The organism is Kitasatospora sp. NBC_00374 (genome assembly GCF_041434935.1).
Lineage (GTDB): Bacteria > Actinomycetota > Actinomycetes > Streptomycetales > Streptomycetaceae > Kitasatospora.
In genome coordinates this window covers 8757087-8783528 of the sequence record NZ_CP107964.1, presented here as the reverse complement: position 1 = coordinate 8783528, position 26442 = coordinate 8757087, and the positions used below count along the sequence as shown (strand labels likewise).

The window sequence follows — 26442 nt, the reverse complement described above, 5'->3', positions numbered from 1 at the left end:
TCATCTACCGCTGGTCGAAGGTGCCGCCCCGTACAGAGTGGCCGTCAGGAACCGGACACGCGCGCCCTCGCCGTGCGTCCCGATACCCCCGGTGAGCGCCCCACCCGGCCAGGGTCACGGGCGGTCCGGGCGTTCCGGGAAGCCCTGTTCCGGCTGGGGCGCAGACCCAGCACGGTGGCGATGAACGCGGCCAGGGTGAAGGCTGCGGTGGTCACGAACGCCGCGTGTGTGCCGGGGACGAACGCGCCGGGCACGTCACCCGCGGCCTTGACCGAGACGACCACGGCGAGTCCGATCGCGCCGCCGAGCTGCTGGGTGGTCTGGAGCAGTCCGGACGCGGATCCGGCGTGCTCGGGTGCGACTCCGCCGACGATCAGGGACGCCGCGGGCATGAAGACCAGTCCGGCGCAGATGCCGTTCAGCAGCAGGGGGGCGAAGACGGCCGGGACGTAGTTGCTGGTGGTGTCGAGGTCGGCGAGCCAGACGAAGCTGCCGGTCAGGCCGAGGGTGCCGATGAGCAGGAGCGGTCGCTGTCCGAAGCGTCCGACCAGCCGGGGGGTGATGCGGGACAGGCCGAAGATGGCCAGGGTCATCGGCAGGAACGCCAGGCCGGCGACCAGGGGGCTGAAGGCGAGGACCTCGTGGAGGTACTGCACGAGCAGGAAGAGCGTGGAGATCTGTGCGCCGAAGACCAGGGTGACGATCACCAGTCCCCCGATCCGGCGCCGGCCGCGGAGCAGGTCCGGTCGCAGCAGTGGGTGGGTGACGCGGCGTTCGGTGCGGGCCAGGACGGTGGCGAGGGCTGCGGCCAGGACGAGGCCGCCGATGGTCTGCGGGGAGGTCCAGCCCTTGTCGGGTGCTTCGGTCAGGGCCCAGACCACCGCGATGGCTGCTCCGGTGGCGGTGACGGCTCCGATGAAGTCGAAGCGGCCGGGGTGGCGCGGGGTCTCGGTGACGAACCGTCGGGCCAGGGCGAGGACCGCGATGCCGATGGGGACGTTGATGAACAGGGTCCAGCGCCAGGAGCCGTATTCGGTGACCAGGCCGCCCAGGACCAGGCCGAGGGTGCCGCCGCCGACGCTGACGGCGGAGAACAGGGCCAGGGCCCGGTGGCGGGCCGCTTCGTCGCGGGCGCTGGTGGTGACCAGGGCGAGCACGCCCGGTGCCGTCAGGGCGGCGCCGATGCCCTGGGCGGCCCGCGCCGCGATGAGCATCGTCGGGGACTGGGCGAGACCGCCCAGGAGGGAGGAGAGGGTGAACAGGGCCAGGCCGGCTTCGAAGACCTTCAGGCGGCCGAACGCGTCCCCGAGGCGTCCGCCCAGCAGGAGCAGTCCGCCGAAGGCCAGTGTGTAGGCGTTGAGGACCCACGACAGCGATGCGGGGCCGAATCCGAGGTCGGTGCTGATCTTGGGGAGGGCGACGTTCACGATGGTGCTGTCGAGCAGGAGCATCAGCTGCGCGACGAGCACGACGGCGATGCCGATCGCGGCGCGGCGGGAGCCGACGGGCCGGCCGGCCGGGACCGGGCCGGTGCGGGGTGCGGTCGGCGGCCTGGTGCGCCGGGTGAGGGAGACGGTGGGCATGGCACTGGTCCTGTTCTGGTCGGAGCCCGATGGGTGTGGGCGTGCTGCTGGTCCTAGGCGGGGGTTTCGCCGGTGGCGGTCAGGACGGCGCGGCCCAGGATGTGGGCGGCCATGGTGAAGCCGAGGAGGGCCGGGGTGGCGTCGGCCGGAACGCCGATGGACTCGACGTCCAGGGCGTGCACCACGGTGAAGTAGCGGTGGGGGCCGTGGCCGGCCGGCGGGGCGGCACCGATGTAGCGGGCGGCGCGGGCGTCGTTGGGCAGCTGGAAGGCGCCCTCGGGCAGGCCGGAGCCGGTGTCGTCGCCGGCGCTCTCGGGCAGGTCGGTGACGGTGGCGGGGATGTCGGCGACCGCCCAGTGCCAGAACCCGGATCCACTGGGGGCGTCGGCGTCGTAGACGGTGACGGCGTAGCTCTTGGTGCCTTCGGGGGCGCCGCTCCAGGACAGCTGCGGGGAGGCGTCCTTGCCGCCGGGGACGCCGAAGATGCCGGAGTACTGCTCGGGCGGCAGGGGGGCGCCGTCGGTGACGGTGGTGCTGGTGACGGTGAAGGACGCAGTCTCGGGCAGGCGGGCGAAGGGGTTGTTGGCGCTCATGGCGTGATTCCTCTCAAGCGGTGCTGTGGAGTGCCGGCGGTGGGGTCGGCACAGGCCGGGGCCCGCCGCATCGGGCGGGTAGGGGGTCACTCTGTTCCCCCCACCACAGAATCGACAGTATCACTGATAATCGATTATTAAGGGGTTCGTCTATGATGGGCTCATGCCTGAGACGATCCACATCGCGGCCTCGCCCGGGAAGCAGATGCTCTCCGAGCAGGTCTACGCACACCTGCGGGACGCGATCATGCGCGGCCAGTACGGCCCCGGCGCCGCCCTGAAGCCGCAGGACCTCGCCCGGGAGCAGGGCGTCAGCCTGGCGGTGGTGCGCGAAGCGCTGGTACGGGTGGTCGGCGAGGGCCTGGCCGACCGGCTGCCCAACCGCGGCTTCGCCGTCCCCGCCTTCTCCGACCAGCGCTGGCAGGACATCACCCAGGCCCGCCGGACCATCGAACCGGTCGTACTGCGCCTGTCGATCGAGCACGGCGACCTCGACTGGGAGAGCCGCGTACGAGCCGCCCACCACCGGCTGGCCCGCACCCCGACGCACGTGCCCGAGGAGGGCGAGTCCTACAGCGCCGCCTGGGCCGAGGCGCACCGGGTCTTCCACCGCACCCTGCTGGAGGGCTGCGGCAACCCTGTCCTGCTGGAGACCTTCGACCGGCTGTGGACCGCCAGCGAACTCGCCCGCCGCTGGGCCGCCCAGCTCAACCCCCGCCGCGACGCCCTGGTCGAGCACGCCCGGCTGGAGGAGGCGACACTGGCCCGCGACGCCGACACCGCCGCCGAACTCCTGACCCAGCACCTGACCATGACCAGCGCCGCGCTCACCACCACCCCGCACGAATGCGAAGGGGATGGCTGCTGACGACGCCACTGCGGGAAGGCCCCGGCTGCCGCCACCACAGCACCGTCAACCTTCGGCCCGGGCTCTGAGAATCCGGACTTCCAGTCCTTCCGGAGCTCCTACGTCACCCCCCTGATCGAGCGGCTGGAACGCCCGCTTCGCCCAGGACCAGGTCGGCCACGACTACGCGTCCACGACCGCGATCTCCACCGACGCGTGGTGGCCGGTTGCCTCGCCGTATTCGGTTACAGCTTGGTGCGCGATTGCCTGGGGCAACGCGTTCGGACGGAGTGGCACTATCGGGGGTACTGGGTAAGGCCGAACAGAGCGCCGGTGGGATCGCGCAGGACCACGTCTCCGTTGGGGTCCTGGCGAACTTCGGTCGCACCGAGCTGTTGGGCCTGCTTGGCGTCGGCATCGGGTCTGTTGCTGGCGAAACTGACCCGCCAGAGTGATCGCTGCGCCGTTGGTTTCCCTGGCGGCGGGCCGGTGGCGGCGGTGGAGTTGTTCGGCAACCGGAACTCGGTGTGCTCAGGGTTGGAGTTCCAGTGCAGGGCTGGTCGGTAGAAGGCGGCGGCCTGCTCGGGGTGGTCGGTGAGAAGGCTGATGCCGGCGAAGGTGCCCGGTTCGTGGGTCAGCTGCATGCCGGTGTGGGTGCCGGGCTGCCAGAGTGACAGTGGTGCGCCGACAGGGTCGAGGGCGACGGCGGCGTGGCCGAGTGTCCCGACCCGGGTGGGTGCCACGATGATCTGGGCGCCCAGGTTCGTGAAGCGGGTGGCGGTGGCTTGGATGTCCGCCACGGTGACGTTGATCGTCCAGTAGGGTGCGCCGGGGTCCTCGGCCGGCCCCAGGGCGGCGACAGGTTGTCCGCGCAGTGTGCAGAGCCTGTAGCCGTTGGGGTCCGGTGGGGCGACGGTCCAACCGAACAGCGCGGTGTAGAACGCCGTCGTCGTCTCCATGTCGGGGGTGCCGAGGTCGATCCAGCTCACGCTGTTCTCGGGGTGCCGCGTGATGTTCATCGAGATGCCCTACTTTCTTGGTCGTGGGTTCGAACTGGTCACTCGTAAGATCAGCGGAACCCAGGGGCTCTGGGTATGGCTGTCATCGGGTCGCCGTCAGATGGCTTGAAAGGCTTGGCCGCCCAGAGCCCCGCGACGACTCGACCGCCAATTGGGAGATGCGACTCGATCGCTGTGTAGGGCAACGTCGGCGAGGTCGTCTGCTGGGCAGAGGTAGCGCGACGAGCTGGCGGAGGTGACCGTGCCCCGGATATGGGCCGGAGTGGACATCGGCAAGGAACACCACCACTGCGTGGTGATCGACTCGGACGGCGGGCGGCTGCTGTCCCGCCGGGTCCTGAACGACGAGACCGCCCTGTTGGAACTGATCGGGGACGTCCTGGCCCTCGACACCGATGTTCTCTGGGCCGTCGACCTCAACCACGGCGGTGCCGCGCTGCTGATCGGACTGCTCCTTGGCCACGACCAGCCGATGGTCTACATCACCGGACTGACCGTGCACCGCGCCTCGGCCTCCTACCGAGGCGAGGGCAAGACCGACGCCAAGGACGCCTTCGTCATTGCCGACCAGGCCCGTATGCGCCGGGACCTGGGCCTGCTGCGGCCGGGCGACGAGGTCGCCGTCGACCTGCGCACGCTGACCGCTCACCGCACCGACCTGGTCTGCGACCGCACCCGTCAGATCAACCGGCTCCGTGCTCAACTGCTGGAGATCTTCCCGGCATTGGAGCGGGCGCTGGAGCTGACCAACAAGGGTCCGGTGGTGCTGCTGACGGGATACCAGACTCCGGCGGCGATCCGCCGCAGCGGAGCGAAACGGATCGAGACGTGGCTGCGCGACCGCAAAGTGCGCGGCGCCGCCGCACTCGCCAAGGTTGCGGTGGAGGCGGCCGAGGCCCAGCACACGGCACTGCCCGGCGAGAAGCTGGCCGCCTCGATGGTGGTTCGCCTCGCGAAGGGGGTGATGGCCCTGGACGAGGAGATCGCCGAGATCGACGCCCTGATCGAGGCCCGGCTCCACGAGCATCCGAACGCCGATGTGATCCTGAGCCTGCCCGGCATGGGCAAGCCTTTCCGTTGGGGCCGCCTCGCCCCGGCAGTGGAGCGAGGCGGTGTCCAGAGCCGACTCGGCGGCGACCTGCGGTGTCAGGTGTAGTAGGGCGAGTTCAGGTCGATGCTGGCGTCCTTGACGATGTCGCCGTCGAACAGTCGTGTCGTTGCCGGGGCTCCGGCCCGGCGGGCTTCTTCGGCGAAGGGGCCCTGGGCGAAGGCCAGGGCGTTCTCGGCGCTGTCGAACTCGTAGAAGCCACCGATGGTGTGGGTGCCGATCCCGGACAGCCACGTCTTGCGGATCAGACCCGGCGCGGTCTTCAGGGCCACGTTGACCTGGTGCCAGTCGAACTGCTCGAACGGCACTGCCGCCTGGATCTCGGTGTAGAGAAACGTCTTGCCCATCACGAACCTCCGGTTTCGGGGCCTGCCCGGCCCACGTCACTAGTACGTGCGTCCTAGTAGTGTGAGCATGGAGTAGGATGGCCGTACTAGTCAAGGGGGGTGCGATGGCCGCGGACACGAAGTCCCGCATGATCGGCGCAGCGATCGGGCTGCTGCAACGCCACGGCCTGCCTGCGATGTCCTTCACCGACGTCCTGGCCGAGAGCGGTGCCGCGCGCGGGGCGATCTATCACCATTTCCCGGGCGGCAAACAGCAACTCGCGCTCGAAGCCGCCCGCCGCAACGCGGAGGACGTCCGCGGCCACCTGCACGAACTGCCGGCCCGCACGCCACGCGAGGTTGTGGAGGCGTTCCTCGGCAACGTCCGCCCCGTGGTGCAGGCGTCCGCCGGGGGTGGCGGCTGCGCAATCGCGGCGGTCACCGTCGACGGCGGTGCGGCCATTGCCGACCAGAGCAGCCTGCGCACTGTCGCCGCCGAAGCGTTCACCGGCTGGGTCGGCGAGCTCACCGGAAAACTCACCCAGGCCGGAATGAGCTCATCCCAGGCCGCCGATCTGGCCACCCTCATGATCGTCACACTCGAAGGCGCCCACATCCTCTGTCGCGCAGCGGGCAGCATCGCGCCTTTCGACAGCGCCGCCGCGGCCCTGCTCTCCGCTATCCCGAGCCCGGGCTGACCCGTGTCAGACCACAGCAACGTGGCGCGCTGTAACGATCATGCTTCTGTCATGACATGAACAGGGCCGTGCGGGTTGGGTGTTGTTGTGACGCAATACCTTGGCCGCACGGCCTTGTCCCATCGTCTCTTCACTGGCCTTCAGCGCCGTCGACTCGGTTCGCTGATCGCAGAGTTGGCCCAGGCATGGATGGCCGCCGAGGAGGGCCGACTGCACGAGCGTCGAGGCCGCAGCCGGTTGCGTGCGGCCGGTGCGGGACCGAATCACCAGCTGGTGTTCACCGACCGGGTCATCGCCACGCTGGTCGCCCTGAGGTTCCAGCTCCCGCACGGGGCGCTGGCCTTGCTCTACGGAGTGGACCGCTCCACGATCACCCGGGCTGTCCACGAGGTCCGTCCCCTTCTGGCCGCTCGTGGCTTTGCTGTTCCCGGACAGGGTGACCTGCGGCTTCGCACTCTCGCGGACGTCTTCGCCTATGCGGCGGCCGAGGATGTCGAGCTGCGGCTGGACGGCACGGAGGTCCGGGTTCGACGACCCCGGGCGAACAGGCCAGGCCGTCGCGCCTTCGTTTCGGGCAAGATGCGGCAGAACACCAAGAAGGCCACTGTCGTCACTGACGGACAGGGCCGTACCCTGTGGGCCGGGGCCTTCCGACCCGGCCGAATGCACGACCAGACAGCCGTGAAAACCGAGGGAATCTGCGACCTGTTCGAACAGTACCCCCAGGTCAGAGCCAAGGTCGACGCGGGCTACCGCGGACTTGCCAAGCAGTTCCCCGACCAGGTCCAAGCCCCGCCGCTCAAACCGAAGAAGGGCGCCCCGCCCGAAGACGTCGCCGGCTGGGACGCGGCCCGCCATCAGCAGTCTTCGGAGCGCATCCGCGTCGAGCACGCCACCGCTGAACACAAGCAGTGGCGAACTCTCCAGCGTTACCTCGGACGCCGCGAGTACTTCGACGAGACCTACGCGGCAGTCGCCGCCTTGGTCTCCGACCGCGCCGCCGAGAGGTGAGCACCAATCAGACAACCCACCAGACCAACACGCCCCGACCTCATTCGCACACAAGGCCGTTACATTCAGGCAGGTTGGAAGAAGGCGAGCATTTTCTGGCTGGCGTCCGGCGACGCCAGGATTTCCTGGATGTGCGCGGACTGCCGGCCGGCAGCGCTGGTGCGTTCGAACATCTCGCGTTCGTACTCTTCGACGGCTGCGGGAAAGTCGTCCGGGTGTGCGGCCAGCGCGAGGCCGAGCAGGGCGCCGTCGAGCAGCGCCATGTTGGCGCCCTGCCCCACCGGCGGCATCAGGTGCGCGGCATCGCCGAGCAGCGTGACGCCCAGCGTCGACGGCCAGGTCAGGCCGACCGGGAGCGTGCTGATCGACCGCGGCAGGATCGTGTCGTCGCAAGCAGCGATCAGTGCGGTGAACCGTGGGTCCCAGCCGGCGAACAGGTCGATCAGCCGCACCCGGGCCGCGGCCGGATCGTCGAACGGGATCCCGCTGGCGGCGAACCAGTCCTCGGCGGTGTTGTGGAAGCTGAGGTAGACGCGTACGCGGCCGTCGCCGTTCCGCTGCGCCGACAGGGATTGCCCGTTGCCGAGCACCCAGTAGTTGCCGCGCCCGACCATCGCCGCGAGGTCGGGGTGGGTGCGGTCGATGTCGGGAATGCCGAGCTCGACGACGTTCTGGCCGGTGTGCGCCGGTCGGGCGTCGGTGAGCAGTGCGCGGACCCGGGAGTTCGCGCCGTCGGCGCCGACCAACAGGCCGTACGTCGCAACCCTGCCGTCGGCGAAGTGCAGCAGGCCGTTGTCGGCGGATTCGAACGCATGCCCCCAGCGCACCGTGTGTTCGGGGAGGGAGTCCAGCAGTAGGTCGCGCAGATCGGCACGGTCGACCTCGGGTCGCTCCAGCGGTGCGTCGTCGGGCGTGTCCTCCTGCAGCAGCAGGGTGCCGTCCGGCTCGAGGAGGCGCAGATCCTGGCCTTCGGGGCGGGCGATCGCGTGGAACCGGTCGATCAGGCCGGCCTCGCGTATCGCTCGCTGCCCGGTCCCGGAGTGCAGGTCGAGCATGCCGCCCTGGCCGCGCGCACCGTGCGACGGTTCGCGTTCGTACACGACGGCGTCGATGCCGTTCACGTGCAGCACACGGGCGAGGGCCAGGCCACCCAGGCCGGCTCCGACGATGGCGATGGTCATGACTGCCCCCGATTCACCGCATTGGTCGATACACTGTATCGCTGATGTCACCGTATCACTCGCGATAGTGTCGGCGACATGTTGGTGTGGGAGAGGCCGGAGCCGCCGGATCGGCCGGTGCCGGCCACGTTGAGCCGGGAGCGGATCGTACGAGCGGCGATCCGGCTGGCCGACGCGGACGGCCTGGAGGCGGTGTCGCTGCGCAAGGTCGCCGCCGCGCTGGGCGTCGGGCCGATGCGGCTGTACGGCTACATCGACACAAAGGACGAGTTGCTCGATCTGATGGTCGATGCGGTCCACGCCGAGATCCGGCCGACCGGAGACGGCTGGCGAGAGGTGCTGCACTCCCTTGCCGAAGCCACCCGGAAGGCCGCCCAACGGCACGCATGGTTCGCCGACCTGATCGGTGGGCGCCCGCAGCTCGGGCCGCACACGCTGGCCTGCGGGGAGGCCGTGGTGGCCGCAATGGGCGGCGTCGACCTGGACACCGCCGTGCCGGCGATCGCCGCGGTCAATGCGTACGTGACCGGCGCGGTGCGCCGGGAGATCACCGAGCGGCGTGCCGAGCGGGCCACCGGGATGGACAAGGAGCAGTGGCAGGCCGCCTTCGGGCCATATCTGGAGCGAACCTTCGCAACGGGCCGATTCCCGGCGCTGGCCACGGTCGTACGCGATGGCCCTCACCTGGACGCTGACCGAACCTTCCGGACCGGTCTCGACTTCCTCCTCGACGGCATCGAAGCCCGCATCTCAAGCTGACGCGCGGCCAAGGGGCCGGACGAGCGCCGCCCGTGGCGCCGAATCGACGCTGACGCGTTGCGACGTCGCAACCTCACCAAAGCGCGCGGCAGTGACTCCTCCCCCGGCTGAGGCCGGGGGCTTCTCGCTATGCCGGTACGGCTTAGCGACGGACCAGCCCGGCCCGTAGAACATTGAGTGCTCCCACGGTGTCAGCGTGCGCGTGGTGGCCGCACCGCTGACAGTGGAACTTCTCCTGTGCGGGCCGGTTCTCCTTGGCGACGTGCCCGCATTCGGGGCAGGTCCGGGAGGTGTTGCGGGGGTCCACGGCGATCAATTCCCGTCCGGCACTTTCAGCCTTGGCGTGCAGGACCGCGAGGAACACCCCCCATCCGGCGTCGGCAATGCTGCGGTTGAGTCCGGCCTTTGAGGCGGACCCGTTGGGCAGGAAAACGCCCGGCTGATCGGGGTCGGGCTTCGGCTTGGGGGCCTTGCTCATGTTGCGGATCTTGAGGTCTTCGTGCGCGATGAAGTCGTGCGCGCGGACCAGTCCAAGGGCGGTCTTGTGGGCGTGGTCGAGGCGTTGGCGGCGGACCTTGCGGTGGAGGTCGGCGACCTTGGCCACGGCCTTGCGGCGGCGGTTGCTGCGCCGCTTGCACCGGGCAAGGGCCTGCTGTGCGGCTTCGATCTTCGCGGCGACGGTGCGGGCGTGGCGCGGGTTGGGCACGAACTCGCCGTTGGAGTCGGCAAGGAAGTTGGCTATGCCCAGGTCGATGCCGACCACGCTGCCCGTCGCGGGCAGCTGCTCGGGCTGGTCCTGCTCGGCGGTCAGCACGACGAACCACTTGCGGCCCTCGCGCTTGACACTGACGGTTCTGACCTTGCCGACCACGGCCCGGTGCTGATTGACCTTGACGTGTCCGACGCCTTGGAACCGGACGCGAGTGACGGGGTCGTGCGGGGTGGAGTCCCACCGGCAGCCGTCCCCGTCTTTCGGGAACTCGACCGTGTCGAACCAGTTCACACCCCGGAACCGGGGGTAGCCGGGCGTCTCACCGGACTTGACCCGGCGGAAGAACGCCGCGAACGCCTTGTCGAGACGGCGGAGAGTCGCCTGCTGGGAGGAGAACGACCACCGGCCCTGACGCTCCGGGTCGAATGCCCGGATGTCCTTGAGCTGCGCCGACTGCATCCCGTACTTGACGCTCGTCTTCGACGGGTGCCGGTAGGCGTCGCGGCGTTCCTGCAACGCCCCGTTGTAGAGCGAACAGTGATCCCGCAGCATCTCGGCGAGTGCCTGTGTCTGACCCACGGTGGGCCGCATGAGGAACTTGTATGCACGGATCATCCGGTCCACCCCCTCCCGGTGCTGACGATTGATCATACTACGCTTGGCCCATGTCACCACGTTGGGAACCAGACCCCGATATACGGCGGGGAAACCATGTCGTCTCCAACCTGCACGCACACTTGGTGTTTGTCACCAAGTACCGGCGTGAGATCTTCAACGACGAGATGCTGACGCGCTGCGAGATGATCATGCGCGACGTGTGCGACGGCTTCGGCGCGGAGCTGCGGGAGTTCAACGGCGAGGGCGACCACGTCCACCTCCTGGTGCACTACCCGCCGAAGGTCTCCGTCTCCAAGCTGGTCAACAGCCTCAAGGGCGTCAGCTCCCGCTACCTGCGGGCCGAGTACACCGGGCGCATCAACCGGATCGGCATGGGGTCCGTCTTCTGGGCACCCTCGTACTTCGCGGGGTCCTGCGGCGGCGCACCGCTCAGCATCGTCAAGGACTACATCGAGAACCAGAAGCGCCCCGTTTGACCGTCACCACGGAGGCGCAGAGACCTCCGGCGCTCCGCGCCTCCGTGCCAGGGATCGTATTCCCGCCCGGCCTGAAGGCCGGGATTCCCTGCGAAGATCAAGGATGGGCGAGGCCGAGCAGGCCGTCGTCCGCAGCCAGCCGGTGCCGGCGAGGAGCTCTTCACCGTGGACGCCACGCCTGCACAGGCTGACCTTTACTGGATCGGGGTGCACAACGCGCTCGGTACGCCGGACGAGGCCGTACGGTACGCGTCACGGATTGCCCCGGCGGCGTTGCCGACGGCGGAGCGCCGGGCCCGACTGGGGACGGACACGGCGAGGATGTGGCAGCAGCTCGGGGATCACCGTCAGACGTTCGCCGCGCTGCGGCTGGTGGAGCAGGCGGCGCCGGAGGAGGCGCAGCGGCCGGCGTTGCGTGCGATGACGGCGGGGTTGTTGTACGGGCCGGTCGCACTGCCGGGGCTGCGGGAGTTCGCGCAACGGACCGGGGCTGCATAGATGCTGGCGACCGCCGAGAGCGCGGCCTTCATGGTCCGGCCCGCGGTAATGGTCAGCCGAGTACTCGCCGATCTCCGGTTCGGTCGGCGACGTCCTCCCCGCCCCGTCGGGGTGGTCGTCTGCGGCCTTTTCGTAGTCTGCTCCCCGCACGCGCGGGGAGCGCCCGCTGCATTCGGCCCTGGTATCGGGCCGCAGCGGCATCGGGCGGAGTGGAACGCCGAAGCCCCGTCACCGGGCCGGACCGCTGTGGGGCGGGATCCGGGTCCGGTGGCGGGGCCGCCGTCGGCGGGTCAGCCGCAGTGGCTCCAGGGGCTCTCGTACGAGCTCTGGTCGTTGTCGCTGAACCAGCCGTTCCACTTGACGCACTCGCCCGCGGCGTGGGCGTAGACCGGGCCGGCGTAGGACCCGTAGTAGCCGGTGTCGGACTTCTGGGAGCTGCCCTGGACGGTGAGGCCGGCCGACATGTGCACCGGGGAGCCCGCGTTCCCGCGGATGGTGACCACGCAGTTGTAGCCGTTGGAGCTGTTGTAGGTCAGGTAGACCCACACGTCGCGGTTGATGAGCTGTTCGGAGTCGACGACCTTGTAGCCGGGGCCGCAGACCTCCGTCGGCGAGGCGGCGAGAGCCGAGGCCTCAGGCGCGGTCATCACGGTGGCGGCTCCGGCCATCGCGAGGGCGCCGAGGACGGAGACGAGCTTCTTGCGCACGGAAAAACCTCTCTTGCGCCGAACATCCAGTGGTTCGACACGGTCGGAAATGCGGATCTGTCGGGCTCTGGTCGGTCCGCCGGGGGACGGGCCTGCCGGAGCCGGGAACGGGACCTCGGGGGCGTTCCCGCGGCCCGTCGAGGGGGCGGGAGGCGGGGCTCAGCAGCCCCGGGTTCCGCTCGACACGGAGTACTCGTGGCCGGCCCAGTTGACGTAGCCGTAGGCGTAGACGCAGTAGTCCGCCGTGCCGGTCACGCCGACCGGTCCGGCGTTGTACGCGTACGATCCCTTGTCGATGCGCGACGAGGCGTCGACGGTGCAGCCGCCGCCCGTACCGGACTTCTGCAGGCACCGGTAGATCTCGACGCTGGTCGTCGCCGAGACGCCGTAGGACGCTCCGCGGTGGTAGAAGCAGGCGCTGTTGGTGCCGCCGTTGCTGCTGTTGTAGTAGATGACCAACTCGCCGATGGCACTGCCGTTGTGCGAGACGCTCTGGTGGTACGTGATGGTGCCGGAGCAGGAGGTGGCGGCCTGCGCGGTGGAGGACGCGAACAGGCTGACGCCGGCGAGCAGCGCCACACTGGCGAACACTGCGAGGACTCGGCGGAGGACGTGCATACGGAACCCTGTCTGAGGCGGATCATCGATGATCGATCGAACGTCGACCATGCTGGCGCAGCCGCGTAACACCGCCGTATCGCACGAGGGCCCCGCTCGTGCGCCGCTTCCGCTGCCTGAACAGCGCCTGCTCAGCAGTGACGTTCGCCGAGCAGATCGAGGTGTCCCGAGAAGCGCCCCTTCACGGAGGAGGCCGCGCCGCTCGCGGGGGTGGAACCGGCGTTCCACCCCCGGCCCGCTTCCTCGACCGGCCCACCGGGCGGTCCGCTCGGGCGGGAGTGCCCCACCGCACGCCGCCCTATGACGCAGACGTCATGGGGTGCGGGTGATGAAGACGTCACTCCGGTTGTTGGTGTCCCCGGCCACGAGGTTGTCGGCGTACGACATGAACGTCACGGTGCTCCCGCTGCGGGTCATCGAGGGAGCGGAACTGACGTTGTTGCCAGGGGTTCCCGCCGCGTTGACACTCACGGCCCTGAGAGAGCCCGTGGAGATGACCTTGCGGTAGACGTGAGTGCCCGAGAACCCGGGGAGCAGGTTGGTGGCGTCGGAGTCGAACGAGACAACGTCCCCGCTGCCGCTGATGACCGGCAGGTAACCGACCGGACCATCGGGTTCCGCTGTTCCGTTCTCGCTCACCCGGACGACCGCACCCGTGGTGAGGTCCTTGCGGAAGACGTCGCTGGTGGCGTTGGTGTCGCCGGCGACCAGGTTGGAAGCGAAGGAACGGAAGACGACGTACCTGCCGTCGTTGCTCAGTGCGGGTTCGGTGGAGTCCCTGCTTGCGAGGACTCCCGCGCTGGAGGCACTGACGCTCGTGACTGACCGGTCGCTCAGGTTCACCCGGTAGACGGCAAGAACTCCGGAGGCCCCGGTGACGATGTTCGTCGCCGTGGAGTCGAAGGCGAGAAATCCTCCGTCGCCGCTGAAGGCGGAGTGCAAGGCATCGCCGTTGGCGGGCCCTCCCCCTGCGGTTCTGCTCACCAGGGCGACCGTACCGGCCGACACGTTCCGCACGAAGACGTCCGCACGGGCGTTGGCGTCGCCGGAGGTCAGGTTGTCGGCGGTCGAGGTGAAGGCGACGAGATTGCCGTCCCGGCTGATGGTGGGAAGCACCGAGTCTGCGTTGGCCGCCTGGCCCGAGGCACTGCGGCTCATCCGGGTGACGGCTCCGGTCTGCATGTCCTTGCGGAAGACGTCGGTCCTACCCGTGGTGTCTCCCGGGACGAGGTTGCTCGCCACCGAGCTGAAGACGACGTAGCGGCCATCTCCACTGATCGACTGAGGCGAGGTGACAGCGCTCGCGCCGTTGCCGATCCTTCCGGTCTGGTCGGCGCTGACAAGAGTCACGGTGCCGTCGAGGAGGTCCTTGAGGAAGACGTCACTTCGGCCGTTGGTGTCTCCGGACACCAGATTGTCCGCCGTCGAAGTGAAGGCCACGTAACGGGAGTTGTCGTTGACGCTGGACACCGTGGCGTGGCCGTTCGCGGCGGCCCCCACTGTCCGCGAGACGAGCGCAGGAGAGTAACTCGGCGGCAGGACCATCGCCTGAGCCGCTGTCGCGGCAAGTGCGACAGCGATCGCCGAGGAGACAACGAGCATTCCTCGCCACGACTTCATGAGCGACTCCTTCATCCAGAGTGGGCGGGTCGGTTGGAGTCTCGCGTGGTCACGGTCCTCGTGGCATGAGCATCGGTTACTCACCGACGCGGCCCGAGGTTCCGGAACAGGGGTCCGTCAGGGACGCCTGAGCCCGTCCCGACGGGGAGGGTGTTGTCCGCGGACAACACACCCCTCTGCCTGTGCGGGCACCCGGTGGCGATGGACGGCTCGTTTCGCAGTGCTCCGGTCAGTACGTGCGGTCGCTCCCAGACCTCGAGGACACCACGGTTCCCGTGACGATCGCGCCGTCCAGGAGCAGCGTGGGCGTCACGTCGTCCGCGTCGATGTCCCTGTGTTCCGCGCCGACCGCAACAGCTCCGGGTAGGGGTCCGGGTACTTGACGCCCGCCCTGGTCGACCAGCACCCGCAGTACCGACTGGACCGCCCCTTCCACGACACCGCTCACTCCCCCTGCCGGTCCGCCGGATCGCATTCGGACCACGTCCCACGCGTGGGCGGCGGGTGCTCTGCGGATCAGGCAGTGCGGAGTGCCTGGACGGGCAACCGTGATCACCGGGCCGCGGGCCAGGGCCGGCCTGACGGGTGGGGGCGAGAACCACTGGGTCCGGCGAGCGTCCCGAAGCTGTCGGCCGACCAGTTCGCCTCGCTGGAAGAGGAATTGGGCAAAGGGCCCATCCGCCCACGGGCTCGAGGCCCCCAGGACATCGTCCGCTTCGCCCAACTCACCCCCGGCGAGACCCTGCGCATCCGCAACCGCACCACCCGCGCCTCGCCGCCGCCACCATCCTTGATCTTCGCAGGGAATCCCGGTCGTCCGCCCGGCGGGGCCGATGCTCCGGCGCAGCAACCGCCGCCGCCGGATCGCGGGCTCGACCGCGGCTGACCGGCGATGCGTCAGGGACGGGGCCGGCAGGGCGCGAAGGGGCGGAAAGGCGCCGAACGCGGCAGGGCCCGGCACCTGGGGTGCCGGGCCCTACCGGGGTTGGTAGCGGGGACAGGATTTGAACCTGCGACCTCTGGGTTATGAGCCCAGCGAGCTACCGAGCTGCTCCACCCCGCGTCGGTAGACGCGACTGTACGGCACGGCGGCCACGCGCGGGAAATGCGTTTCCCGCCCCGCGCTGCCGCCGGGTGCCTGTGGTCCACGGGAGCCGGGCTCCTGTGCGACGGGATCGGCGCGAGGTGGGTGCTCCTCGCCGCGGCGGCCGGACCCGGCGGCGCCTGCGCGGGGACCTCTGGCGGCTCGGGCGTCCGGGGGCCGGGCGGAGGGCTGGTCGCGCAGGCCTGCGCCGGCGCGGGCGGGACGGTGGTGGCGCTGCCGCGCTGACGGCCGCGCCCTCGGCGCGGTGGCCGAGGGCCGCCGGCGCCGGGCGCGCCGGGGTCGTCCGGCTGCGCCGGGAGACGGCTGGACGGTCGTTGAGCGCGGCGGCCCTGGTCTCCTGCCGGAGGGGGCCGCTCCGCCTTTCTCTTCCGCGGTGGGCCTGGGTTTTCGGTTCGGTCGGGGGTTCCGGTGTCGGCGTCGGGGTTGGGAGCCTCAGGTCATGCGCGGATGGCCGAGGTCAGCAGGTCGCGCATCTCGTTCCAGCGGTCGAGGAGGTCGGCGCGGTGGTGGAGGGTCTCGGAGATGTGCTGGGCGCCGAAGAAGCCGGAGACGAGTACGCGGGCGGCGGCGTGCGGGTCCACCCCGGGGCGGAGCTGGCCCTCGTCCCGGGCCTTGGTGAGCAGGTCGCTCAGCAGGTCCGTCCAGCCCTGGTAGGGCGTCGGGAGCGGGGCGTCGATCAGTGACCGTTCGATCTGGAGGCGGGCGCCGGCCTGGACGACGATGTCGTCCCGGAAGGCCAGCGCGGCGCGGTTGAGCATCTCCACGGCGGTGTCCAGGGGGCTGAGGTCTTCGGCCTGGAGTTCGTTGAGCAGTGCCGGCCACCGGGCGTAGTGCTCCTCGACGACGGCGATGGCCAGTGCTTCCTTGTTGACGAAGTGGAAGTAGACGGCTCCCTTGGTCACTCCTGCCTCGTCCGCGACGTCCTTGACCGAGGCCCCGCGGAACCCGGAGCCCGCGAAGTGCCGGGCGGCGGCCAGCAGCACCTGGGCACGGGTGCGGACGGCTCGGTCCTGGACGAGTTCGGGCGACCGGGGCGGTCCTGACTTGGGGTTCTCCCACGCGGGCACAGATGAGGTCACTGGCACGCTGTCCTACCTTTCGTGGTGCTCGGCCGATGCCGGAGTGGAGGGCGCGTCGGCATCCCGTTGCAATATACCTTCCGGCCGGTATATTTTCGAGGAGCGTTCGGGTCGCGGTGACGCGCCCGGCGCGCGGTTCGTGATGTTCAGGTCATTTGAGGTCCTGCGACTCCCGGGGGAGGGAGCACGTACATGCACGCCAGCGTACCGTCAGCCAATCTTCAGCTGGTCGCTCAACCCAGCAAGCCCGATCCGCACCGCCTGCTCACGTTCGAACACGGGGTTCCGCGTCGGCTGGTCCACAAGGCGGCCGTCTCCGAGGTACTGCTCACCGACGCTCTGATGCTCGACACCGACAGGTTCGTCGTGGCCGCCCAGTGGCCACGCGAACACCTGCTCTACAACGGCGCCGCCAACGGGTCAAGTGACCCGCTGCTGGTGGCCGAGACCATCCGGCAGGCCGTGATCTACCTGTCGCACCGCTTCTACGCGGTGCCCGAAGGCCACCACTTCATCCTCGACAGCCTGGAATTCGACATCGACGCCCCGGGGATACCGCAAGGCACGGGGAGTCCGCTGGCCGTCGTCCTGGACGTCTCCTGCGTCCCCACCACCGACAACCCGCGCCGCTTCGCGATGGACATGGAGTGCTCGATCCACGTCGAGGGACACCGCTACGGCCGGGCCGGTCTGCGCTGGGGCGCGATGGACCACCGCCGGTACACGATGCTGCGCCGGCCCGAAGGCCCCGCCCCGAAGCCGGCACCGACCGCCGTCGCCTGCGGCCCGGCCCTTCGGCCCGCGGACGTCGGGCACCTGCACGAGCGCGACGTCCTCCTGTCCCCCGTGCCGCACGCGGCGCCCGGGACCTGGCTGCTGAAGGTCGACCAGGACCATCCCGTGCTGTTCGACCACGGATCGGACCACATCCCCGGCATGGTCCTGCTGGAGGCCTTCCGGCAGGCCTGCCACCCCGCCGCCCAACGCGACAACGCCTCGGCCCCGACCCCGAGCATCGCCGTCCTCACCTTCGCCGCCACGTCGTTCTCGGCCTTCGGCCGCCTCGGCGCCCCGGTGACCATCACCTCCCATCCCGCCCCCGGCTCGGACGACCTCTGCTTCGGCCTCGCCGCGACACAGGAGGGCCGGACCCTGGCGACCGGGATCCAGCAGTGGGTCCGCGTGCCGAAGCCTCGAATACCCACCCAGCGCAGCCACACCGACCGAGAGGGCGAGGGACGTTGCTGACCACGGCGTCGGCACCCGTGCCGCTCGAACCCGACGCCCGGCACGTGGCGGCCGCGGCGGCCCTGCACCGCGACCTGGCGGAGAACCGGCGCAGATTACCCGCCGACCTCGCCACGGCCCTGACCGACGCGGGCTTCACCCGCCACTTCGTCCCCGAACGCTGGGGCGGGCGGGCCGGATCCTTCGGCGAGCTGGTGGCGGCGGTCGCCACGGTCGGCGAGTCCTGCGCCTCCACGGCCTGGTGCGCGGCGCTCTACGCCGCGCACGCCCGGCTCGCCTCCTACCTCCCGGACCAGGCGCAGCGCGAACTGTGGGGCGAGCGCCCCGACGTGCGCATCGCGGCCTGCGTCATCCCGCCCTCGGGCGAGGCGGCCGCCGTCCCGGACGGCTGGCGGCTCAGCGGCCGCTGGGACTACGCCAGCGGGGTCGACCACGCCGACTGGATCCTTCTCGCCAGCCGGACAGCCGGGGAGCACCGGATCTTCGCGGTCCCGCGGGGGGACTTCGAGGTGATCGACACCTGGCACAACGTGGGCCTGCGGGGAACCGGGAGCAGCGGCGTGGCCGTCGGTGCCGCGTTCGTCCCGCGGCACCGCTCGTTCACGCTGGAGGACCTGCTCCGTCCGGGCGGCGGCGGAGGCCGTTGCCACAGCGTGCCGTTCCCGCTCGTCGCGGGGTTGCAGTTCGTGGCGCCCATTCTCGGTGCCGCGCGCGGCGCGCAGCGCGACTGGCTCTCCTCGATGGCGGGCAGGCGCCGGGCGGACGGCCGCTCGGCCCGGGACACGGCGACCGTGCAGTTCGTCCTGGCCCGGTCGTCGGCGGAGATCCACGCGGCGCAGTTGCTTGTGGAGCATGCGGCGCAGCGGGCGGACCACGGCCGGGTCACCGCCCTGGTCGTGGCGCAGAACCAGCGTGACGTCGCGATGGCCGCCGAGTTGTGCGCCACCGCGGTCGACCGGATCTTCCGCGCGTCGGGGGCGCAGGCCCAGAGGGAGTCGAGCCCGTTGCAGCGGAGCTGGCGTGACGTCACCGTCGCGGCCGGGCACGCCACGTTGGAGTTCGAGAAGGCCGCTTCGGAGTACGCGAAGGCCGCCTTCGCCGCCGAGGACGGGCGGGGGCGGTGAGTGTGTCGCGGGCCTCGGGGACGGCCCCGCGGCGGGGTGCGTTCTTCGATGTCGACGAGACGGTGATCGCGGCCAAGAGCATGCTGGAGTTCTGGCGCTACTGGACCGTGTGGAGCGGCGGCGGGTGGTCCCGGTACCGGGCCGGGCTGGAGGGGTTGGACGCCCTGGTCCGCCGGGGGGTGCCGCGGAGCGAGGTCAACCGCGCGTACTTCCGTCTGTTCGCCGGGGCCTCGCGCGCCGAGACCGAGAGTGCCGGACGGGCCTGGTACGCGGGCTACCGCCGCAGGCCGGCGGCGTTCGTCGCGGCCACCGCCGCCGCGCTCGAGGGACACCGCCGGGCCGGTGACGCCGTCGTGCTGGTGTCGGGCTCCTTCGCGGCGTGCCTGGCTCCGCTGGCCGATGACCTCGGGGCGGACCGGTTGCTGTGCACCGAACCGGTGGTGGCCCGGGACGGGCTGCTGACCGGTGAGGTCCGCCGGCCGATGATCGGCGCGGCGAAGGCCGAGGCGGTGGCCGCGACCGTCGCGCAGCTGGGTCTCGACGCCGCGGAGTGCTTCTGCTACGCCGACCATGCCAGCGATCTGCCCATGCTCCGTGCCGTGGGGCATCCCCGGGTGGTGGGCCGGGATGCGGTCCTGCTGGCGCGGGCGCGCGAGGGCCGTTGGCCGGTGCTGCCGGCCGGCGTCCACGGCAAGGACCGCGCGGCCGGCGGTCGCTGAGCCGGGCGGCCGGGCCGGCGGGCGTTCGTCTCGCCCATCGGCCCGGTCCGTCGGCCCTTGCCGTGCCCCGGTGTTTCGAAGGGGCGGCCGCCGGGAGTGGATCGCCGTCCGGCCCGGGGTGCGGCAAGGGGTCCCGGGGTCGACCCCGGACATGTAACATACCTTCCAGATGGTTTTTTATCTGCGGGCCGACCGAGGGGTGAGGATGGCGCGGCAGGAACGCGGTCGCACGACCCGTGAGCACGTGCTCGACGCGGCGGCGGAGGAGTTCGCCGCCTGGGGCTACGCGGGCACGAGCCTGAACTCGGTGGTCGCCCGCACGGGCCTGACCAAGGGGGCCCTGTACGGGCACTTCGCGTCCAAGGAGGACCTGGCCGCCGCACTCGTCCAGCAGGGCGAGCGGGCCTGGCACGCGCTGCGCGAGTCGTGCGACGCCCCGGGCGTCCCGGCGCTGGACGCGCTGCGCGCGCTCACGCTGAAACTCGCCGCGCATCCGGGCGACGGCGTCCGGTTCAAGGCCGCACTGCGGCTGGTCGTCGAGCGCGCGTGGCTGCAGACCGGGCCGGCGGGGGCCTTCTTCGACATCCAGCGGCATCTGGTCGACCTCGTCGAGCGGGCCCAGGCGGCCGGCGAGGTCGCCCCGGAGCACTCCCCCGAGACGGTCGCCCAGCTGCTCCTGGCGGTCGCCCTCGGGATCCACTTCGTCCCGCCGCCGACCGCGGGCACCTCGCTGCCCCAACGGGCCGAGAAGATCTGGGAGTTGGTCGCGGCGACGGTGCGCCGCTGACCGGGCCCGGACCCCGCGCCGATCGGAAAGTCCGATCGGCGTCCGATGAAAATACCTTTCGGAAGGTATTTTACTCTGTCATCCTGAAGCCCTGCCCGAGGTGCCCGTCGTGTCCGTGGAGGTGGTCGTCCAGTGAAGCTCGCCCAGTGCGCGGCCTTCGTCGCCATAGCCGACACCGGTACCTTCACCAGCGCCGCGACGGCACTGGGAGTGACCCAGTCGGCCGTCAGCCACGCCATCGCGGGCCTCGAGGCCGAACTCGGCGTGGCGCTGATGAAGCGGGACCGGAGCGGCGTCAAACTCACCGACGTCGGCCGGCGCGTCCTCGGCCACGCCCGCGCCGTCATCCTGCACACCGAGCAGATGCGGCAGGAGACGGACCTCCTGCGCACCGACGCCGGCGGCACGATCCGCATCGGCACCAGCCAGAGTTTCGCCGTCCGGCTGCTGCCGCGCCTGATGACGGAGTTCCGCTCCACGTTCCCCCGCCTGGAGATCGCCCTGCGCGAGGGCACCGACGCGCAGATCACCGAGTGGCTTCGCGGATACGCGCTCGACGTCGGCATCGTGACCCTGCCGAAGCGCGATCTGACGACCATTCCGCTGCTGCAGGACGAGTGGTACACCGTCCTGCCGGACAGCCACCCACTGGCCGGCTCCCGCGCCCTGCGGATCCACGACCTCAGGGCCGAGTCCCTCATCATGCCCGAGGGCGGAGTCGAGCCGATGCTTCGCACGATCTTCCGCACCGCCGGCCTGGAACCGGTCGTCGCCCACCGCGTCCGTGATGTGAACGCCCTGCTGGCCATGGTGGCCGAAGGACTCGCCCTGACGGTCCTGCCGGCCCTCGCGCTGCCCGCGCTGCCCCCCGGCCTGCGGGCGCTGCCCTTCGAACCCACCGTCACCCGCCACCTCGCCATCGGCGTCCGCGGGGCGGCAGGCAACTCCCCCGCCGTCAAGGCCTTCATCGCCACCGCGCAGGCCCTCGCCCGGCGAAACGACTGGAGTCACCGGCCGGCCCAGCACCGCCGGACCCCCGCCCCGACCCCCGCCCCGACCGCCGGACTCCGGCGGACCGCCGGCCCACCGGCGGTCCGCTGATGGGCCGCGACCACCGCCTCCCACGGCCCGGGCCGCTAGGACAGGGGCGCGGTCGGCGCCTCGCGGACGCCCAGGGCGACGCAGCCGGTGTCGGTGCGGACCCGGTGCACGCTGCCGGGCTCCTCGACGATCAGGTCACCGACCCCGTACCGGTCGCCGTTGTCGTTGCACAACTCCCCCGACAGGACGAACATCAGCTCGTATCCGGTGTGCTCGTGCAGGTCGCCGTGGGCCCCGGGCGCCATCCGCACCAGGAAGGCCGACGCCGACTGCGGGGCCTCGGTGGTGTAGATCGGGCACACCTCCACCCCGGCCCGGCCGGGCTGGACCCAGCGCACCCAGTCGAGGTTCTCCAACCCCTCGGGGGACAACAGGTCCCGCAGGACCGTGACGTTCCGGCCCCGGGGGCCGTCGGAGAGCTGAGTGGGCATCGACATGGCGGATTCTCCTCGGTGTTCACCTGCGAACGGGTACGTGCGAATGCGTGCGGGGCGGCGGCGGCGGCCGGGCCCGGCGGCCGGGCCGAAAGGGCCCGCCGCTCAGGCGTCCACCAGCCGGGGCCGCCCCACCGGGCGCAGCGCGGCGGCCAGCGCGTCGCCCGCGATCGCGTCGGCGTCGTGGACGAAGTCGGTCCAGAAACCCGGTCGGCTGCTGCCGCCCTGCATGAACCAGCGGGTGTGCTCGGTGGGGATGCCCAGGACGTACAGCCCGGGGTCCGGGCGTCCGTCGCGGCCCACCGGGTGGAACGGGGTGCCGGTCACGGCCACGCCACCGGTGTGGAACGCGTCGTCGCCGGCGCGGTTGACGTACTCGGTCCAGATGCCCCGTTCGCGAAGCCGGCGGGTGAGCGCGGCGGGGTCCCGGGTGAGGTCGGGCGAGGGGATCCGGGCGTCGATCACGGTGTCCACCGCGACCTCGGATCCGGCCACCAGGGGCGAGGAGACCAGGAAGGTGCCGGTGTCCGCGTCGGTGCCGAACCGCGCGTCGGGGCCCACGATGCGCAGCAGGCCGCAGTCGATGAGGGCCGCCGTCTGCTTCAGCCTGCCGAGCGGGGGGCCCGCGGCCAGGAACGAGCTCCTGGGCACGTACCAGCCGAGGAAGTCGGTCCGGTGCGAGGCGGGGTCCAGGCCCGAGAAGTCGACCAGTTCGCGGATGACCCCGCGGGTGTCGCGTACGACGTCCAGTGCCGCCTTGAGCGGCGAGTCGACGTTTCCCTGTTCCGCGTGGTCGAGGTCGCGGCGCAAGGCCGCGGTCAGCTCGTCCTCGAAGGACTCCCGGTCCGGGAAGGTCCGGCCGGCGAACGGGCGGGCCAGCCGGTCGAGGTCGATGGGCGGCAGGTCGCCGACGCCGTGGCGGGCGGCGATGGCGGCCACGTCGGGCACCTCGGTGCGCACGGCGTCGACCACCTGCGCGACGAAGGCGGAGCGCGCGCCGGCGCCGCGGCGCTCTTGCAGGGCGGTGGCGTAGTAGACGAGTTCGATCTCGGCCATCAGCAGCGGCATGGCGTCGGCCATGAAGTCGACGCGTTCGCCGCCGCCGCGGCGGCGGACCCGGTCGGCGGTGAAGAGCAGGGGCCGGTAGCGGTGGTCGGGGTGCTTCTGGTTGCGGCCGCGCGCCGGCAGCGGCATTCCGCTGCGGGAGCCGGCCACCATGACGGGCTCGTCTCCGCTGGGGCGGTAGAGCAGCCCGCCGTCGCCGTCGTCGTCGAACGTTCCGCCGCGTCCGAGGGTGAGTGCGGCCATGACGTCGTAGAAGGAGAGGCCGAGGCCGAGGACGCCGACCGCCGAGCCCGCCGCGATGGTGTCCAGGGGCATGTCGGCGGCGGAGTCGCCGGGGATGTAGGTGAGCCGGGGGTGGGTGTCCGCGAAGCCGGCGAGCTCCTTCTGGTGGCCCGTCAGTTCCGGCTGGGTGTGCCCGGTGACCAGGACGACCCGGTCGGCCAGCAGGTCGGGGCCCTGCGACAGCGTCAGGCGGTAGCCGCCCGGGGTGGGTTCGAGGTCCTCGACCAGGGTGTTCATCCTGTGCAGCGAGGAGCCTGCGGGCAGCGCGGCCTCGACGGTGTCCAGCACGAACTGCATGTAGCGGCCGTGCACGGCGCGCGGCGCGTACCCGTCGGGGCCCGGGAACGCCGGGTCGGTGGTACTCCACCACTGTGCGAGGGACGGGCCGTTTCCGGGGCGGACGGGGCCGCCGTCCCACGGGCCGGAGAACGAGGAGACCTCGGCGGCCACCGTGTTCATCAGGAACCAGTCCGGCTGGTCGGTGCGCCACACCCGGCCGCTGCCGACCTGGACCGCGTCGATCAGGTAGATCTCCACCGGCCGCGTGGGGCGGGCCTCGGCCAGGCGGGCCGCCATGCGTTCGAGCACGCTCAGGCCCCGGGGGCCGCTGCCGACCACCGCGACGCGGTGCGGGCGGCCGTGGCCGGCGTGCTCGCGCGGGGGCCGGGGGGCACCCGTCACCGGGGCGGACGTGGCACGTGCGGCCGGTTCCTCGAAGCGGGACGCGACTCGGCTCTTCACCTTTCCACCTTTCTCTGAATTCTCGTGAACGCGCTCGCTCCCGACGGACCGGACGGAGATATGACCAGGCATATCCGCGCAGCCAGGATTGACGTCCGAAATGGGGGGCGAGGTGTTCTCCTCAAGCGACTCCCCGAGCGTAGACCGGACGGGGAGGCGGTTCAACGGCGCTTGGTTCATGCATGGCATGAGCGTTTCTCATGCGCGGCTTCGCCGCCGCCGAAGCGAGCCGGACCGCGCCGGCCGTGCGTGCCGCTCGTGGCCGGCGGCGGCCGCACCGGCGGCCTTGGGCCGCCTTCACCCCTTGTCGTGGCCGACAGCGGCCGAATACCTCGATCGGAGACAGGAATGCGACGACGACCGGCACTTCTGGTGATGGACCTGATCAACGAGATTGTGCACCCGGACGGGAAATACGCCGCCGAGGGATATCTTGAGCAGATCACCCGGCGAGGGGTGCTCGAACGGACCGCCGTGGCGATCGGGCGTGCCCGTGCGGCGGGCATTCCCGTCATCTACGTGGTGGTCGGCTTTTCGGCGGGCTTCGCCGACTGGCCGGAAGGGTCACCGGTATTCGACTCGGCGCGTGCCGACGAGCGCCTGGTGCTGGGCACGTGGGCGACGCGGGTGCACGAGGCGATCAGGCCCGCCGACGGCGAGGCGGTCGTGGCCAAGCGGCGGGTCAGCCCGTTCCACGGCACGCACCTGGAGGTGCTGCTGCGCGGTCTGCGGGTCGACACCCTGCTGCTGGCCGGGGTGACCACCGACCTGGTGGTGCTGTCCGCGGCCCGGGAGGGGCACGACCGCGACTACCGCGTCGAGGTCCTCGAGGACGCCACCGCCACCTCCGACCAGGAGCTGCACGAGGCGGCGCTGAAGGTCCTGGCCCGGACCGCGACGATCACCAGCGTGGACCGGGCCCTGCCCGCCTGACGGCGAAGGCCCGTTCGGACCGCGCGGTGATCCGTGCCGACCGCGGGGGCGTCCCGGGAGAGATCCAGTGAACCGGCCGGCGGCAACCGTGCCGTCGGCCCAGCAGAAGGGTGGGAGACATGAAGAACCGCACAGCGGCCCGGTTCTCCGGCATCGAGAAGTCGGCGACCTTCGCCGTGGTGGACACGGTGCGCGCGCTGCGCGCGCAGGGGGTCCACGTCCTCGACCTCGGAAGCGGCGAACCGAGCTTCGATACCAGCGCGCACATCACCGCCGAGGCGTCGAAGGCGCTGCTCGGCGGATTCACCCACTACACGCCCAGCCGCGGCCTTCCGGAGCTGTTGGAGGCGATCGCCGGGAAGCTGGCCCGCGACAACGCGGTGGTGGTCGACCCGGCCACCGACATCATCGTGACGCCGTCGGCGAAGCACGCCCTGTACATCTCGATGATGTCCGTCCTCGATCCCGGCGACGAGGTGATCATCCCGACCCCGAGCTGGGTCAGCTACCAGTCGATGGCGCGCCTCGCGGGGGCCCGGCCGGTGGCGGCGCGGCTGAGCGCCCAGGACGGCTTCCGGCTCTCCCGCGCGCTCCTCGAGCGGTATGTGACGGAGCGGACGAAGGCGCTGCTGATCAACACGCCGAACAATCCGACCGGGCGGGCCCTCACCCGTCAGGAGGCGTTCGAGGTGGCGGAGTTCGCCGCCGAGCACGACCTGCTGGTCATCACGGACGAGATCTACGAGAAGGTGCTGTACGGCGCGGAGCATCTGAGCCTGGCGAGCCTGCCCGCAGCCGCGGGGCGCACGCTCGTCGTGAACGGGTTCTCCAAGGGCTACGCGATGACGGGGTGGCGGCTCGGGTACGTGGCCGGGCCCGGCGACGTCATCGGCGAGATGGTGAAGGTGCAGGAGCATTCGGTCGGCTGCGCGGGGTCGTTCGTGCAGCGCGGCGGCCTGGCCGCGCTCACCGGTGCGCAGGATTTCATCCGGGAGATGGTGGACGAGTACGCGGTCCGTCGGGAGGTGATCGTGGCGGGACTCAACGCCCTGCCGGGGGTCAGCTGCGAGCTTCCCGAGGGCGCCCTCTACGCGTTCCCCGACATCAGCGCGACCGGGCTGGGGACGTCCGCGCAGTTCGCCGCCTGGCTGCTGGAGGAGGCGGGCGTGGCGGTGACGCCGGGTTCGGCCTTCGGGCCCGGCGGGGAGGGCCATGTGCGGCTCTCGTTCGCGACCTCGCGGGATGTGATCGAGGCCGCGCTCGAGCGGATGGCCACCGCGCTGGCCGGTCGGCGCGGCGCGGCCGTGCGCGGCTGACGGCCCGGCAGGGGAGACGACGGTACGGCGGCGGCGCCCGGCCCGACCGGGCGCCGCCGCCGTTCTCCGCGCCGCGCCGCCCTCGTGGGCGGGCGCGGCCCGGGGGACGCCGAAGCCGGCGGGCGCGGGCCGGG

The 26442-nt window shown here is 71.1% G+C and carries 25 protein-coding genes, 1 tRNA gene and 1 pseudogene; 14 read left to right on the top strand and 13 right to left on the bottom strand.

What is annotated here, in order from left to right:
- Positions 1-44: 44 nt before the first annotated feature.
- The gene (locus OG871_RS38540) at positions 45-1583 is read right to left on the bottom strand and encodes an MFS transporter (RefSeq protein WP_371493578.1); all 1539 of its coding nucleotides are present in this window, start codon (positions 1581-1583) and stop codon (positions 45-47) included.
- 53 nt (positions 1584-1636) lie between these two features.
- A complete protein-coding gene (locus tag OG871_RS38535; RefSeq protein ID WP_371493579.1) occupies positions 1637-2176 on the bottom strand; it encodes a YbhB/YbcL family Raf kinase inhibitor-like protein in 540 nt (179 codons plus the stop codon).
- Positions 2177-2339: 163 nt separating this feature from the next.
- Between OG871_RS38535 and OG871_RS38530 the strand changes: the two genes are divergently transcribed.
- The gene (locus tag OG871_RS38530; RefSeq protein WP_371493580.1) at positions 2340-3044 is read left to right on the top strand and encodes a GntR family transcriptional regulator; all 705 of its coding nucleotides are present in this window, start codon (positions 2340-2342) and stop codon (positions 3042-3044) included.
- Positions 3045-3319: 275 nt separating this feature from the next.
- On the opposite strand, the gene OG871_RS38525 is transcribed toward OG871_RS38530, so the two are convergent.
- On the bottom strand, positions 3320-4042 hold the full coding sequence (locus OG871_RS38525; RefSeq protein WP_371493581.1) for a VOC family protein: 723 nt from the start codon (positions 4040-4042) through the stop codon (positions 3320-3322).
- 241 nt (positions 4043-4283) lie between these two features.
- Here OG871_RS38525 and OG871_RS38520 point away from each other — a divergent pair.
- Positions 4284-5108: pseudogene (locus tag OG871_RS38520) on the top strand (IS110 family transposase); the annotation flags it as partial.
- An 80-nt stretch (positions 5109-5188) separates the two neighbouring features.
- On the opposite strand, the gene OG871_RS38515 reads toward OG871_RS38520, so the two are convergent.
- Positions 5189-5497: a hypothetical protein gene (locus OG871_RS38515; RefSeq protein WP_371493582.1), complete on the bottom strand. Its 309-nt coding sequence runs from the start codon at positions 5495-5497 to the stop codon at positions 5189-5191.
- Positions 5498-5601: 104 nt separating this feature from the next.
- Between OG871_RS38515 and OG871_RS38510 the strand changes: the two genes are divergently transcribed.
- Together OG871_RS38510 and OG871_RS38505 are read left to right on the top strand one after the other, a co-directional pair.
- On the top strand, positions 5602-6174 hold the full coding sequence (locus tag OG871_RS38510; RefSeq protein ID WP_371493584.1) for a TetR/AcrR family transcriptional regulator: 573 nt from the start codon (positions 5602-5604) through the stop codon (positions 6172-6174).
- 87 nt (positions 6175-6261) lie between these two features.
- The gene (locus OG871_RS38505) at positions 6262-7185 is read left to right on the top strand and encodes a transposase family protein (protein ID WP_371493585.1); all 924 of its coding nucleotides are present in this window, start codon (positions 6262-6264) and stop codon (positions 7183-7185) included.
- Between the two features lie 65 nt (positions 7186-7250).
- Here the strand turns inward: OG871_RS38505 and OG871_RS38500 are convergent, their stop codons facing one another.
- The gene (locus tag OG871_RS38500; RefSeq protein ID WP_371503186.1) at positions 7251-8366 is read right to left on the bottom strand and encodes an FAD-dependent oxidoreductase; all 1116 of its coding nucleotides are present in this window, start codon (positions 8364-8366) and stop codon (positions 7251-7253) included.
- Positions 8367-8444: 78 nt separating this feature from the next.
- Here OG871_RS38500 and OG871_RS38495 point away from each other — a divergent pair, with 78 nt between their 5' ends.
- Complete coding sequence (locus OG871_RS38495) at positions 8445-9125, top strand: TetR/AcrR family transcriptional regulator (RefSeq protein ID WP_371493586.1); 681 nt, start codon at positions 8445-8447, stop codon at positions 9123-9125.
- 142 nt (positions 9126-9267) lie between these two features.
- Here OG871_RS38495 and OG871_RS38490 read toward each other — a convergent pair whose 3' ends face one another.
- Positions 9268-10452, bottom strand: a complete 1185-nt coding sequence (locus tag OG871_RS38490) for an RNA-guided endonuclease InsQ/TnpB family protein (protein ID WP_371493587.1) — start codon at positions 10450-10452, stop codon at positions 9268-9270.
- A 50-nt stretch (positions 10453-10502) separates the two neighbouring features.
- Here OG871_RS38490 and tnpA point away from each other — a divergent pair, with 50 nt between their 5' ends.
- Both tnpA and OG871_RS38480 read left to right on the top strand, forming a co-directional pair.
- On the top strand, positions 10503-10931 hold the full coding sequence (tnpA, locus tag OG871_RS38485) for an IS200/IS605 family transposase (RefSeq protein ID WP_371493489.1): 429 nt from the start codon (positions 10503-10505) through the stop codon (positions 10929-10931).
- Positions 10932-11096: 165 nt separating this feature from the next.
- A complete protein-coding gene (locus OG871_RS38480; protein WP_371493588.1) occupies positions 11097-11429 on the top strand; it encodes a hypothetical protein in 333 nt (110 codons plus the stop codon).
- Positions 11430-11719: 290 nt separating this feature from the next.
- Here OG871_RS38480 and OG871_RS38475 read toward each other — a convergent pair whose 3' ends face one another.
- The 5 genes from OG871_RS38475 to OG871_RS38455 form a co-directional block, all read right to left on the bottom strand.
- Complete coding sequence (locus OG871_RS38475) at positions 11720-12136, bottom strand: acetyltransferase (protein ID WP_371493589.1); 417 nt, start codon at positions 12134-12136, stop codon at positions 11720-11722.
- Positions 12137-12295: 159 nt separating this feature from the next.
- Positions 12296-12727, bottom strand: a complete 432-nt coding sequence (locus OG871_RS38470) for a hypothetical protein (protein ID WP_371493590.1) — start codon at positions 12725-12727, stop codon at positions 12296-12298.
- A 339-nt stretch (positions 12728-13066) separates the two neighbouring features.
- A complete protein-coding gene (locus tag OG871_RS38465) occupies positions 13067-14254 on the bottom strand; it encodes a hypothetical protein (protein ID WP_371493591.1) in 1188 nt (395 codons plus the stop codon).
- Between the two features lie 1106 nt (positions 14255-15360).
- Positions 15361-15437: transfer RNA gene (locus tag OG871_RS38460), tRNA-Met, on the bottom strand.
- Between the two features lie 479 nt (positions 15438-15916).
- Positions 15917-16558: a ScbR family autoregulator-binding transcription factor gene (locus OG871_RS38455; RefSeq protein ID WP_371493592.1), complete on the bottom strand. Its 642-nt coding sequence runs from the start codon at positions 16556-16558 to the stop codon at positions 15917-15919.
- Between the two features lie 192 nt (positions 16559-16750).
- Here OG871_RS38455 and OG871_RS38450 point away from each other — a divergent pair, with 192 nt between their 5' ends.
- The 5 genes from OG871_RS38450 to OG871_RS38430 all read left to right on the top strand — a co-directional run bounded on the left by OG871_RS38450 (position 16751) and on the right by OG871_RS38430 (position 21537).
- Positions 16751-17806 carry a ScbA/BarX family gamma-butyrolactone biosynthesis protein gene (locus OG871_RS38450; RefSeq protein WP_371493593.1) on the top strand — a complete coding sequence of 352 codons (1056 nt, stop codon included), beginning with the start codon at positions 16751-16753 and terminating at the stop codon, positions 17804-17806.
- Between the two features lie 17 nt (positions 17807-17823).
- Positions 17824-18930: an acyl-CoA dehydrogenase family protein gene (locus OG871_RS38445; protein WP_371493594.1), complete on the top strand. Its 1107-nt coding sequence runs from the start codon at positions 17824-17826 to the stop codon at positions 18928-18930.
- On the top strand, positions 18927-19649 hold the full coding sequence (locus OG871_RS38440; RefSeq protein WP_371493595.1) for an HAD family hydrolase: 723 nt from the start codon (positions 18927-18929) through the stop codon (positions 19647-19649). The genes OG871_RS38445 and OG871_RS38440 overlap by 4 nt, the downstream gene beginning before the upstream one ends.
- 205 nt (positions 19650-19854) lie before the next feature.
- Positions 19855-20436: a TetR family transcriptional regulator gene (locus tag OG871_RS38435; protein WP_371493596.1), complete on the top strand. Its 582-nt coding sequence runs from the start codon at positions 19855-19857 to the stop codon at positions 20434-20436.
- A gap of 132 nt (positions 20437-20568) precedes the next feature.
- The gene (locus tag OG871_RS38430) at positions 20569-21537 is read left to right on the top strand and encodes a LysR family transcriptional regulator (protein WP_371493597.1); all 969 of its coding nucleotides are present in this window, start codon (positions 20569-20571) and stop codon (positions 21535-21537) included.
- A 35-nt stretch (positions 21538-21572) separates the two neighbouring features.
- On the opposite strand, the gene OG871_RS38425 is transcribed toward OG871_RS38430, so the two are convergent.
- Together OG871_RS38425 and OG871_RS38420 are read right to left on the bottom strand one after the other, a co-directional pair.
- Positions 21573-21974: a cupin domain-containing protein gene (locus tag OG871_RS38425; protein ID WP_371493598.1), complete on the bottom strand. Its 402-nt coding sequence runs from the start codon at positions 21972-21974 to the stop codon at positions 21573-21575.
- Between the two features lie 102 nt (positions 21975-22076).
- Positions 22077-24059, bottom strand: coding sequence for an FAD/NAD(P)-binding protein (locus OG871_RS38420; protein ID WP_371493599.1), 1983 nt, complete (start codon positions 24057-24059; stop codon positions 22077-22079).
- Positions 24060-24407: 348 nt separating this feature from the next.
- On the opposite strand from OG871_RS38420, the gene OG871_RS38415 reads away from it, so the two are divergent.
- Together OG871_RS38415 and OG871_RS38410 are read left to right on the top strand one after the other, a co-directional pair.
- Positions 24408-24992, top strand: coding sequence for a cysteine hydrolase family protein (locus tag OG871_RS38415; protein ID WP_371493600.1), 585 nt, complete (start codon positions 24408-24410; stop codon positions 24990-24992).
- Positions 24993-25111: 119 nt separating this feature from the next.
- Complete coding sequence (locus tag OG871_RS38410; protein WP_371493601.1) at positions 25112-26308, top strand: pyridoxal phosphate-dependent aminotransferase; 1197 nt, start codon at positions 25112-25114, stop codon at positions 26306-26308.
- The last annotated feature ends 134 nt before the right edge of the window (positions 26309-26442 follow it).

Coding starts and splice junctions, on each gene's coding strand:
- OG871_RS38435 (WP_371493596.1), top strand. CDS start 19,855: ATGGCGCGGCAGGAACGCGGTCGCACGACCCGTGAGCACGTGCTCGAC.
- OG871_RS38540 (WP_371493578.1), bottom strand. CDS start 1,583: ATGCCCACCGTCTCCCTCACCCGGCGCACCAGGCCGCCGACCGCACCC.
- tnpA (WP_371493489.1), top strand. CDS start 10,503: ATGTCACCACGTTGGGAACCAGACCCCGATATACGGCGGGGAAACCAT.
- OG871_RS38535 (WP_371493579.1), bottom strand. CDS start 2,176: ATGAGCGCCAACAACCCCTTCGCCCGCCTGCCCGAGACTGCGTCCTTC.
- OG871_RS38500 (WP_371503186.1), bottom strand. CDS start 8,366: ATGACCATCGCCATCGTCGGAGCCGGCCTGGGTGGCCTGGCCCTCGCC.
- OG871_RS38510 (WP_371493584.1), top strand. CDS start 5,602: ATGGCCGCGGACACGAAGTCCCGCATGATCGGCGCAGCGATCGGGCTG.
- OG871_RS38495 (WP_371493586.1), top strand. CDS start 8,445: ATGTTGGTGTGGGAGAGGCCGGAGCCGCCGGATCGGCCGGTGCCGGCC.
- OG871_RS38415 (WP_371493600.1), top strand. CDS start 24,408: ATGCGACGACGACCGGCACTTCTGGTGATGGACCTGATCAACGAGATT.
- OG871_RS38410 (WP_371493601.1), top strand. CDS start 25,112: ATGAAGAACCGCACAGCGGCCCGGTTCTCCGGCATCGAGAAGTCGGCG.
- OG871_RS38525 (WP_371493581.1), bottom strand. CDS start 4,042: ATGAACATCACGCGGCACCCCGAGAACAGCGTGAGCTGGATCGACCTC.
- OG871_RS38515 (WP_371493582.1), bottom strand. CDS start 5,497: ATGGGCAAGACGTTTCTCTACACCGAGATCCAGGCGGCAGTGCCGTTC.
- OG871_RS38490 (WP_371493587.1), bottom strand. CDS start 10,452: ATGATCCGTGCATACAAGTTCCTCATGCGGCCCACCGTGGGTCAGACA.
- OG871_RS38425 (WP_371493598.1), bottom strand. CDS start 21,974: ATGTCGATGCCCACTCAGCTCTCCGACGGCCCCCGGGGCCGGAACGTC.
- OG871_RS38450 (WP_371493593.1), top strand. CDS start 16,751: ATGCACGCCAGCGTACCGTCAGCCAATCTTCAGCTGGTCGCTCAACCC.
- OG871_RS38530 (WP_371493580.1), top strand. CDS start 2,340: ATGCCTGAGACGATCCACATCGCGGCCTCGCCCGGGAAGCAGATGCTC.